8 protein-coding genes, 1 pseudogene and 1 riboswitch are annotated in these 10,572 nt (G+C 56.1%); of the genes and pseudogenes, 6 read left to right on the top strand and 3 right to left on the bottom strand.

The genetic code is table 11. The features are described 5' to 3' along the window. Positions 1–256 (top strand): annotated as a pseudogene (locus tag U4Z64_RS36875) (hypothetical protein); the annotation flags it as partial. A 421-nt stretch (positions 257–677) separates the two neighbouring features. After that, on the top strand, positions 678–2,186 hold the full coding sequence (locus tag U4Z64_RS36870) for a M81 family metallopeptidase (RefSeq protein ID WP_321822634.1): 1,509 nt from the start codon (positions 678–680) through the stop codon (positions 2,184–2,186). A 350-nt stretch (positions 2,187–2,536) separates the two neighbouring features. On the opposite strand, the gene U4Z64_RS36865 is transcribed toward U4Z64_RS36870, so the two are convergent. After that, positions 2,537–3,469: a LysR family transcriptional regulator gene (locus U4Z64_RS36865; protein ID WP_321822633.1), complete on the bottom strand. Its 933-nt coding sequence runs from the start codon at positions 3,467–3,469 to the stop codon at positions 2,537–2,539. Between the two features lie 163 nt (positions 3,470–3,632). Here U4Z64_RS36865 and U4Z64_RS36860 point away from each other — a divergent pair, with 163 nt between their 5' ends. From U4Z64_RS36860 to trxB, 4 genes are all read left to right on the top strand, one after another. Next, a complete protein-coding gene (locus U4Z64_RS36860; RefSeq protein ID WP_321822632.1) occupies positions 3,633–4,943 on the top strand; it encodes an MFS transporter in 1,311 nt (436 codons plus the stop codon). A gap of 131 nt (positions 4,944–5,074) precedes the next feature. Further along, positions 5,075–5,164: riboswitch (glycine riboswitch) on the top strand. A 157-nt stretch (positions 5,165–5,321) separates the two neighbouring features. Continuing rightward, entirely contained in the window at positions 5,322–6,560 is a 1,239-nt protein-coding gene (locus tag U4Z64_RS36855; RefSeq protein ID WP_321822631.1) for a D-amino acid dehydrogenase, read from the top strand. Between the two features lie 242 nt (positions 6,561–6,802). Continuing rightward, positions 6,803–7,180, top strand: coding sequence for a hypothetical protein (locus U4Z64_RS36850; protein ID WP_321822630.1), 378 nt, complete (start codon positions 6,803–6,805; stop codon positions 7,178–7,180). 234 nt (positions 7,181–7,414) lie between these two features. Continuing rightward, positions 7,415–8,386, top strand: a complete 972-nt coding sequence (gene trxB, locus U4Z64_RS36845) for a thioredoxin-disulfide reductase (RefSeq protein WP_321822629.1) — start codon at positions 7,415–7,417, stop codon at positions 8,384–8,386. 289 nt (positions 8,387–8,675) lie between these two features. Here the strand turns inward: trxB and U4Z64_RS36840 are convergent, their stop codons facing one another. Beyond that, positions 8,676–9,746, bottom strand: coding sequence for a helix-turn-helix domain-containing protein (locus tag U4Z64_RS36840; RefSeq protein WP_321822628.1), 1,071 nt, complete (start codon positions 9,744–9,746; stop codon positions 8,676–8,678). A 177-nt stretch (positions 9,747–9,923) separates the two neighbouring features. Beyond that, positions 9,924–10,572, bottom strand: a 649-nt coding sequence (eutC, locus tag U4Z64_RS36835; protein WP_321822627.1) for an ethanolamine ammonia-lyase subunit EutC, incomplete at its 5' end; no start/stop codon positions are given.

Below are 10,572 nucleotides of genomic sequence, written 5' to 3'. Positions count from 1 at the left end.
CGGGCCTAGCTGGCCAAAGCCCCAATTATTGGGGCGTGAAGATAGTAACGGGGGGCAGGAAAATGACCCCAACCCGACGGATCGGGGAAAGCTTGGTTCGATACGGCACAGCGTCGTAGACGCACGCGGCATCCCTCTGGCTGTCACTGTCACGGGCGCCAACTGGCACGATTCGATGGCTTTCGAGCCCACGCTTCATGCCATCCCGGCAGTGCCGGGCTTGAGCGGCCAGCCCCCGCAGCTATGCGTGCCAGACCTTCGAGAAGCGCGGTGCTGCAAGCTTCCGAGTCAATTAGTCAGGATATGATGTGGAGGGACCAAAGAGTAGATACACGCGTGTGATCGACATAAGGAGTGCGACATCGCCGGTAAGCTTATCGGAATTAAATGTGTGACGATATGAGCAGAATCGACACCTATGGCGGCGACGGAACTTGCGGCTTTCCTTTGGAAAGTAGTAGGTCGCGACAGTTCATGGTGAGTCGTATCCGCCCGTGTGGGTTTCATGAAAGTAGTCCTTCTGTCGCCCCTTCCTGTTGGGGGCATCGGCTGAAATGCTGCTAACGTTGTTTAGTGTTGCCCGGTAAGCAACGGGAGCTGCGCTTAGTTGCTCTTGCCGTAGCGATTATTTTCCCACAACATTGGCTCACGAACATGATCCTTCATAAAGTGCATCAATGAAAATTCTGGTTGCTGGATTTCAGCATGAAACGAATACTTTCGCGCCAACCAAGGCTGGCTGGCAGAGCTTTCTTCAGGGGGAAGGTTTCCCACCGCTGAGCCGTGGTGTCGACGTCATGAAGTTGCGCGACGTGAATCTGCCGGTCGGAGGGTTCATCAATTGTGCAGAAGAAGCGGGGCACGAAGTGATACCCGTGATTTGGGCCGGCGCAAGTGCGTCGGCGCATGTGACGAAAGAGGCATACGAGCGAATCACAAGCGAAATTGTTGGTGCAGTAAGAACCGGTGGATTTGATGCAATCTACTTGGACCTCCATGGTGCCATGGTTGCCGAGCATATCGATGATGGCGAAGGGGAGTTGTTGGAGCGGGTCCGCCGAGAAATCGGGGATACGGTACCGATAGTGGTTTCACTAGATCTGCACGCGAATGTTACGCAGAGAATGTTGGACTGCGCAGATGCAATGGTGACCTATCGCACATACCCGCACATCGATATGGCTGACACTGGGAGACGTGCCGCGCAGATCCTAGAAACGCTATTTAGCGAGAGACGTGTCCTCAAAGTTGTGGCACGCCGGGTACCGTTTCTTATTCCGATTAACGGGATGTGCACGCTTGTTGACCCTGCTCGTGGAATGTACGATCTGCTAATGTCTCTCGAGCGCGATTCAATTGTCTCATTGGATTTCGCGCCGGGTTTTCCTGCAGCAGATTTCTCGGAATGCGGTCCCGTGATCTGGGGATATGGGTACGATGAATCGGCGCTCATACGGGCTATTGAGTTGCTTATGGAGAGAATGATTCTGGACGAGCCGCGCTGGCAGGTTCAGATTCTTACCCCTGACGAAGCAGTGGTGGAAGCAATGCGTGTGACTGCCAGCGCAAGCATGCCGGTGGTAATAGCAGATACGCAGGACAATCCCGGAGTCGGTGGGGATTCAAATACTATGGGCATGGTGCGCGCACTGATTCGTCATGGCGCGACCGATGCTGCGGTGGGCTTGGTATGGGATCCGGAAGCTGCAGCGGCGGCGCACGCCGCAGGTGTGGGGGCGCATATCAAACTCGCACTCGGGGGTAAGTCCGGTGTTCCGGGTGATGCACCGCTAGTCGGGACATTCGAGGTTGATCATCTTTCCGATGGCCACTTTCGCTTCGATGGACCTATGATGAACGGCGTCGAAGGAGAACTTGGTCCGGTAGCATGCCTCCGCATCTACGGCGTAAGGATTGCCATCAGTACGGTGAAGGCGCAGATGTTTGATCGAAACCTCTATCGCGTAGCCGGGATTGAACCCGAAAAAATGAAGATACTTGTAAACAAAAGTTCCGTTCACTTCTGGGCGGACTTTGAGCCGATCGCCGAGGTAATCCTGGTTGCAAAAGCGCCGGGGCCGATGGCGGCGGATCCCATGGATCTCCCTTGGGAACATTTGGATCCTGAGATCCGGCTCAGACCGATGGGGCCGTCCCTCAAAGAGTACCGTCTGTCGCACGCTTGATAACTTGATGCGCACTTTCGACGCTGTGTTGAGCGCGACTGTTCTTGAGTTCGGTGAGTAGCGGCGTGAGTTGATAAAATCGTAGCCTCCATCGGGAAGATGCTGCATATGTGAAGGAAATTTCGCGTGCGGCTGGGTCCTGCGACGTATTGGGAGGGCCTCCCTCATGGGTGTTACCCGGGGAGAGCATAATCGGATTCGACGGGCGTGGTGCATTCCACGTCATCCCGCAAAACGTTGGAGCGTTGGCTCATATTTCGGCGAAAAGGTATAAAATGGATCAGGCTGTCGGCATTTTCTAATGGTGTGATAAGTGTGATTAGATTGTTTGCGGCCATTGCGGTGATCGTCTAAGTGACGGCAGGGCGATTGCCCGTGGAAAACATAGACATTTGTTTTAGTATTAGATTCAGTAGTGCATCTGCCGCGGCTGGCAATGGCCTTCCCACTTTGACAAGTAGTCGCGCTTTTGTGGACTGAAATAATGGGTGATTGACTGGCAACGCAACCAGTTCGCCCTTGGTGATCTCTCTGCTCACTGCATACTGCCCCACAAGCGTGATGCCAGTGCCACGAGATACAAAATTCTTTAGTACCGACTGTGAGTTAGATATAAAGGTCGGGTGGATGTTTAGGTTGTCGATATACGCGAGTGTTTCCACAAATTTACCGATCCCAAACGTCGGGGGCATCAGGGCCAACGGATAGTTCAATATTTCGCTAACGCTGACGGCTGTACCACGTACTGCGAGGGGATGTGTCACGTGCGCTAACACCGCCACCGGTTGAGGCGATGTCGCACGATACTCAACTTCCGGGTGCCCGGGTGGGTTGAATGCCAGGCCAATATGGGCTCGAGCTTCGGCGACCTCAGTCACCACGTCATCAACAGGCAGCGTGTCTACACAAATATCAAGCTTTGGATATTTTGCACAGAACGCGGCCAATACCTCCTCCATCAAGCTGTCGACGTAACCTTCACTTGTCACGATGCGAACGCTACCTTGTTCCAGTCCTCGCATCGCCTGAAAGCGGTCTTCGAGCTGTTCCTGCAACGCGTGACAGCCTCGCCAGTAGTCCAGCAAATAGCCCGCCGCATCGGTCGGTTGTACGCCCCGCGTACGTCGCTCAAATAAGGTGGCTCCTACTTCGTCTTCCAACAGCTTGATCTGTCGTGTGATGACGGACGGCGCCGTGTTCAAGCTATCAGAAGCCGCTCGAATAGACCCATGGATCAGCACTTCATGGAAGTACCTAAGGCGTCGTTGATTGATCTCTCGCATACGTAGTCTCGTTGGAACTGGCTGAATTTCTCGTGTTGCTTGTTGAGCAACTCTACCTGACTATTGTTGCTCTTGCGCATAGTTTTTTGGGGGAGGACGATCGTTTGTGTCTTGCGAATGAATCGTTTGCAAGATGTCGCAGAGTTTCCTCAGGAGATATCGCGTGTCAACCATTCCAACGACTCACGTGACCGAGACCAGGTCAGCCCTTTTCAGCAAGATTAGTTGGCGTATTTTGCCATTTTTGCTGACCTGCTACACCCTCGCGTTTTTGGACCGAATCAATATCGGTTTCGCGAAACTGCAAATGCAGAACGATTTGGGTTTTTCGGATGCCGTGTATGGCCTCGCAGCGGGCATCTTTTTTGTTGGGTACGTTTTGTTTGAAGTGCCTAGCAATTTATGGATGCTTCGTGTGGGCGCTCGAAAGACGATCAGTAGAATTATGGTGCTGTGGGGCATAACTTCTGCCGCGACTTTGTTTGTGCGGAACGATACGATGTTCTATTGTTTGCGTTTCCTGCTCGGTGTATTCGAGGCGGGGTTTCTTCCGGGCATGCTGTTTTATCTTACGTATTGGTATAACGAGAAGCGCATGGCTAGGGTGATTGCGATTGTTACGCTTGCCGGGCCGATCGGCGGTGCGCTTGGCGGTCCCATGTCAACTTGGATTCTGACCAAGTTTTCAGGTGCTCATGGCCTCGCAGGGTGGCAATGGATGTTTCTGTTGGAGGGGCTGCCATGTGTTGTGCTTGGTGTCGTAGCGCGATTTTTCCTGACTGACCGACCGAGTGATGCGAAGTGGTTGACCGAAACTGAGAAGTGTCTACTGGTTGCGGAGCTTGGCTCGCCGGCCCCGAAGCATCGTTCGTTTGCGCATGTACTGAAGGACCCGCGTATCTATTTGATGTGCGCAGCATACTTCTGCGTGATTGCGAGTATGTATGTGGTGAGTTTCTGGTTGCCAACCATTCTAAAAGAGCGGGGGGTGACCAACATGTTGCATATCGGTCTCTATTCCGCTATTCCACATGCGGTGGCGGCCTTTGGGATGTATTTTGGTAGCCGGAGTTCTGACATGCATCGTGAGCGCCGCTATCACAGCGCAGTTCCAGCACTAGTTGGGGCGCTGGCGATCGCGGGCGCTGCATTGCTCACGGGGCAATTGGTCACATCACTGCTGTTGCTTGCGATCGCTAATACGATGATGTATATGGCATATGCAGTGTTTTGGGCGACGCCGTCCGAATATCTGAAGGGCGACTCAGCTGCGGGGGGGATCGCGTTAATTAATACTACTGGCCTTATCGGTGGTTTCATGAGCCCGACATTTATTGGGTGGATTAAGACGCTGACCGGCAGCACTCAATTTGGTTTGTTGGGAATGTCATGTGTTTTAGCGATTGGCTCCCTCCTACTTTTGGTGAACCGGGTGCCAAATGACGGAGAGGCGCATGGTCATCGACATTCGTGAATTCATGTTAGATGTCGTAACTCTCATGTTATAGAGAAAATTTGGGGGCACGAGATAATCCTGAGCCGCAATCGCTGCGGCATGAAGTAAAGGATGAGCGGGGGATTTCGAAGTAGTGTAGAAGCGTTCGAACACGTGGTACGGGAGAGATCGTCTGACGCGACGGCGCCGAAGGAGCAACCGCCCCGGAAACTCTCAGGCAAAAGGACCGTACAACTAGAACATCTGGAGAGCGGCGCCAAGCGCCCACCGAAGGGGAACTGCCGCCGGACTGGGCGGCTTGCGAAACTCTCAGGTACATGGACAGATGGGGCTACGGTGCTGGCTGGGTAGTGCGTAAGTCAGTCGGCAGTGCTCAACGTTTGCATGGACCATGTCATGTTACGAATTGCCATTATTGGCGCCGGGATCACTGGCGTCACAACTGCGTACGCCCTCGCGCAACGCGGCTATCAGGTCACTGTTTTCGAACGTCATCGATATGCGGCGATGGAAACGTCATTCGCGAATGGCGGGCAGTTGTCCGCCAGTAATGCCGAAGTCTGGAACAACCGTGCAACCGTAATGAAGGGATTGCGCTGGATGTTCACGCGCGACGCGCCGTTACTGATGAATCCGCGCCCCGATTGGCATAAATACAGTTGGATCGGAGAATTTTTGCGGCAGATTCCGCGTTACCAAGCCAATACTATCGAAACGGTGCGTCTTGCAATTGCCGCGCGCGAACACCTTTTTGCGATTGCCGCGAGAGAAGGCATTGCATTCGATCTGGAACGACGCGGTATCCTGCACTTCTACGCGACGCGTAGAGAGTTCGACGCCGCAATGAAAGTCAATGCGCTGTTGCGAGAGGGGGGGCTCGACCGTCGCCCTGTCACGCCTGAAGAAATTCGCAAGATTGAGCCAACGCTACATGGCGAATTCTATGGTGGTTTTTTCACAGAATCCGATTCGACGGGCGACATTCACAAGTTTACGCGTGGTCTTGCGGACACATGCGCACGACGCGGGGTCGAATTTCGCTACGAAACAACCGTGCAGTCGATCCGCGAGGAGAGTGGAGCGCAGTTGGTTCTAACGACCAAAACGTTGGGGCAGCAAGACACTTCTGCATTTGACAGCCTCGTGATATGTGCTGGCGTGCGCAGTCGGGATTTTGCTGCGATGGTTGGTGATCACGTGAACGTATATCCCGTGAAAGGTTATTCGATTACTGTAAATCTCGACGATCCCATAAGCCACGAGAATGCGCCTTGGGTCAGCTTACTCGACGACAGCGCGAAGATCGTCACCAGCAGGCTCGGGGTGGACCGCTTTAGGGTCGCGGGAACTGCTGAGCTTAACGGCTTCAATCGGGACATACGTGCGGACCGCATCGAACCATTGGTACGGTGGACGCGGGAACATTTCCCGCAAGTATCGACGGCCCGCGTCGCTCCTTGGACGGGACTTCGTCCAATGCTGCCATGCATGCTTCCGAAAGTGGGGCGCGGAAAGCGCTGTGGGGTGTTCTATAACACTGGCCATGGCCACCTCGGTTGGACGCTGTCGGCAGTGACTGCAGAGGGAGTAGCTGAAGCAATCTCGAGTGAGATAAGCGCGAAATCACCACACTGAGTTGTGGGGTCTCGCGCAGCAGTTACGTGCTCTCTAGATCGTGTCGGCCAGGATGCGCATTGTGCAGTCCGCTAGCTGCCCACGTGGGCGACCTGAGGCAGTTCGCGTGGCGATCCTGCGCCGGCAATTGACGCGGCGCAGCATCTCATGTATCTTTCGTTGATACATGAGATGCTGCGCGCTTGATTGATATGTCTATCGAACTTGCACCCAGTGGTCTCCGTCGAAGAAAGGGTCGCCTCATGAACATCGATTTTCCAGAACTCCAAGCTCTTTGGACTTGTATAGTCATCGCATTCGCTGCAGCAAGCATTTCAATTACCGTAACACAAACTGTAATCTTCGCGCCGATACGGACGTGGGCCGATAAGGCGAACAGTACACTTGGTTATCTCTTTCAGTGTTTTTACTGCTTCTGTCACTGGGTTGTCATTGCTGCCGTTGCCTTTTATCGACCGACCCTATTGCCCGGAGGTAATTTGATCGTCGGTTGGCTGGTTTCAGTTTTCTTCACTGTTACCATTGCAACTATGCTGTCTGGAGTCATGTTCAAGGTCTTCTTGGTGGCTATGGCGAAGAAAGTTCAGGAACAGAAAATGGTCGAAAATTCTCAAAAATGAAGAATCTATTGATTTGTTAAGCGATAGCTTCGTGCGCCATGTAGTTGCTAGCGAGGAGTTGGACTGGTTGGCGGAATTTAGTCGGTAGTTGAATTGTGATGGCATTGAGTCACGATGTCTCGCGGTTGGATATCAGTAAGCTTTATGCGTGCAGGATATCCAGAAAGGTGACTGTTTCTCAAACTTACGACTTCATCGTCGCGCTGTGCCGGGTTCACATTTTAAATAGTCTTTATGTGTGAAACTATGACAAAGCATGTCAAATTGTTAGTTCTTGGCTCTGGTCCAGCTGGGTATACCGCGGCTGTCTATGCGGCACGCGCGAATCTCTCCCCCTTACTCATCACGGGCCTCGCGCAGGGAGGTCAGCTCATGACCACGACCGACGTCGAAAATTGGCCGGCGGATGCAAACGGCGTGGAAGGCCCCGAGTTAATGCGGCGTTTTCTTGAACATGCCGAACGCTTCAATACGGAAATCGTGTTCGATCATATCCATACGGCGAAGCTTGACGAAAGGCCGATCCGTCTAATCGGTGACTCGGGCGAGTACACCTGCGACGCGATGATCATTGCGACCGGAGCATCGGCGCAGTACCTGGGCCTGCCAAGCGAAGAGCAGTTCATGGGCCGCGGCGTATCGGCGTGCGCGACGTGTGATGGCTTCTTCTACCGCAAGCAGCACGTTGCAGTGGTGGGAGGTGGCAATACGGCTGTTGAGGAGGCACTCTACCTTTCTAGAATCGCGAGTAAAGTTACCGTGATCCATCGCCGTGACAAATTCCGCGCCGAGCCGATTCTGGTCGATCGCTTGCTCGAAAAGGAGATGGAAGGCGTCATCGAGATCAAATGGAATCACGTCCTTGACGAAGTTATGGGTAACGATGGCGGCGTTAATGGTCTGCGCATCAAGAATGTAAAGACCGGCGAAATTACGGATCTCACCCTTCAGGGCTTGTTCGTCGCGATTGGCCATAAGCCAAACACCGAAGTCTTTGCGGGTCAGCTTGAGATGAAGGACGGCTACATCGTCACCAAAGGAGGGGCGAGCGGCAGTGCCACCGGCACGAGTGTACCGGGCGTGTTTGCGGCTGGTGACGTGCAGGACCACGTGTATCGTCAGGCGATCACGAGCGCGGCCACCGGGTGTATGGCCGCGCTTGACGCCCAGCGCTACCTGGAAACCGCGTTCCCACTGAACGTTTGAATCACCCCTTGAGTTGCTTAGCATGCGCGCCCGCACGAATAGCCGGTCAGGCAGAGTATTCACGTAGCGGCCCCGCGTCTCGCGCAGCGGTTCGCGCCGTCGAGTGCGGCGATTGATTCCTCTCCGCAGCGGCGTATTGGACGACAGGCGTGCGCAGGTACTGCCGCACGTGAGCCCGCTATTCGTCGTGTTGTCTCACCCTGCATAACGCAATGAGCAGCGATGTCCGTATAGCCGTATGCTTCTCGTCACTTCTCAACTATCGGGAAACGGGGAAAAGAGCTGCCTCCTATTTACTCTGCCATCGCCCTTTATCTCGAAGCGTCTCCGATGGTCGCTTGCCGAACAGTCGTCGGTAGTCGGTCGCGAACTGTCCCAGATGCGAGAACCCCCACGCGGCGGCGACATCCTGCACCGAGCTCGCTGTGTCGCCGCACAGGTCACGCCGCGCACCGTTCAGCCGCAGCGCGCGCAGGTACGTCGTCGGCGCCATACCAAGTACGTCCTGGAAGCAGTACTGCAGCGTGCGTCGGCTCACGTGCAACTGCGCGCACAGCTCGGGCACTCCGACCGGCCGCGTGCGGTGAGCGAGCATGTAGTCTCGGGCCTGATCGACGATCCGGCGCCGCCGCGACTGCATCGCGCCGGGTATATTGTCTAAAGGCAGCACGCACACGTCGAACAGTGCTGCGAGTACTTCTGCCTGCAGGATGTTCTGCTGCGCGTCGGAAATGGGGGCGAAGGCGGTAACTGCATGGTGGAGTCGTCGCGCAAGCAACGCACACAGGCGGGCCAGTTGAGCTTCACCGACTTTCATCACGCTCTGCGCAAGTAGCGGCTCATTGGGCTCGCATTGCTCGATCTGTTCGGAATAAAGGCGCAGCGCGTCGCCGCGCACAACGACGCCGTGGATCGAGAATCGCGCCGGTGTCAGCAATTCGAATTCCGTGTTGCTAGGCTGGCACGCCAGTGTGCCGACATCGATTCGTCGCGCATCGAGTCGCGCTTCGTGGTCACGTACGAGCGGAATGCCGAACCAATATGCGTCACCACATACTTCGCATACCTGACGCAGCGCGTGGCTCGTCGTTTCGTGGAATAGCTGAATTGTGTCGAGCGGCAGTTGGGTTAGGGTGCCGACGAAGCAGCCCGCCGCGAGCTGGTCGTATGTCTGCCGCGAACCTATAAGGTTGCGCGCCTGCTCGTCGGCGTCGTATGCAACGTTGACGACTGCGCTCCGCAGCAAAGGCGCGTCGCCCCGAGCATTGCGCAGTGTGTCCTCGGCCGTTAGTCCGATCACCTGGTTTCGGTCCGATGTTTCGATCGCCGGCGGCGTGGACACCGTTGATTGCTCTGGCATCATCATTCGTGCTGTATGTCGCGTCACGGTATCTCGAATCGGTGTGCGTATCGCGCTTGCTGTGCATGCCTATGTTGAATTACGTCACAAGCGCCGCTTGCCGGAGCGCGTCTTCGGAGAGACATCCGACACGCACCCAATGCCGAGGTGCGCGATTATCGTCACGCATTCGATCAATCAATGCGCGCCGATGCGCTCCGCTTCCGCCTGCGGCAACAGCGCATCGCTGTCGTCCTTCAGGCCGACACCCGTGAGCCCGAGCCGGCGCGCATGCGTGATCAGGTAATGCAGCTTGTGCGCGGCGGCGGCATGCGGCAGCCCTTCGGGCCGCACGTTCGAGATGCAGTTGCGCAGCGCGTCGTGGCAGCCGACCTTCGGCGCCCAGGTCAGGTAAACGCCGAGGCTGTCCGGCGAACTGAGCCCCGGCCGTTCGCCGATCAGCATCGCGACGACCTGCGCGCGCAGCAACTCGCCGATCTCGTCGCCGAGCGCGACGCGCGCCTGCGTCGCGACCACCACCGGCCCGAGCCGCCAGCCGTCCGCGTCGAGCCGCGGGCACACGGCCTGCAGCAGCGGCAGCGCCTGCTTCGCGGCCGCGAACGCCGACAGCCCGTCGCCGACCACGAACACGACCTCCGGCGCGTCGTCGAGCGCCGCGCCGTAGCCCGCCAGCAGCGCGCGTCCGTCGTCCGACAGCTTGCGGCCGAGGTCCGGCCGGCGCAGATAGTGCTGACGATCGGGCGCCGCGCTCTGCACGCCGAGCGTCGCGAAGCCGGCCGCGTCGATCTCGCGGCGCAGCGCGTCCGCGTCGAGCGGCTGGTGCACG

The organism is Burkholderia sp. BCC1996, from assembly GCF_905339955.1.
In the GTDB taxonomy this organism is placed as follows: Bacteria; Pseudomonadota; Gammaproteobacteria; order Burkholderiales; family Burkholderiaceae; genus Burkholderia.
This window is presented reverse-complemented; position numbering and strand designations above follow the sequence as displayed.

Coding starts and splice junctions, on each gene's coding strand:
- U4Z64_RS36870 (WP_321822634.1), top strand. CDS start 678: ATGAAAATTCTGGTTGCTGGATTTCAGCATGAAACGAATACTTTCGCG.
- U4Z64_RS36865 (WP_321822633.1), bottom strand. CDS start 3,469: ATGCGAGAGATCAATCAACGACGCCTTAGGTACTTCCATGAAGTGCTG.
- U4Z64_RS36855 (WP_321822631.1), top strand. CDS start 5,322: ATGTTACGAATTGCCATTATTGGCGCCGGGATCACTGGCGTCACAACT.
- U4Z64_RS36850 (WP_321822630.1), top strand. CDS start 6,803: ATGAACATCGATTTTCCAGAACTCCAAGCTCTTTGGACTTGTATAGTC.
- trxB (WP_321822629.1), top strand. CDS start 7,415: ATGTGTGAAACTATGACAAAGCATGTCAAATTGTTAGTTCTTGGCTCT.
- U4Z64_RS36840 (WP_321822628.1), bottom strand. CDS start 9,746: ATGCCAGAGCAATCAACGGTGTCCACGCCGCCGGCGATCGAAACATCG.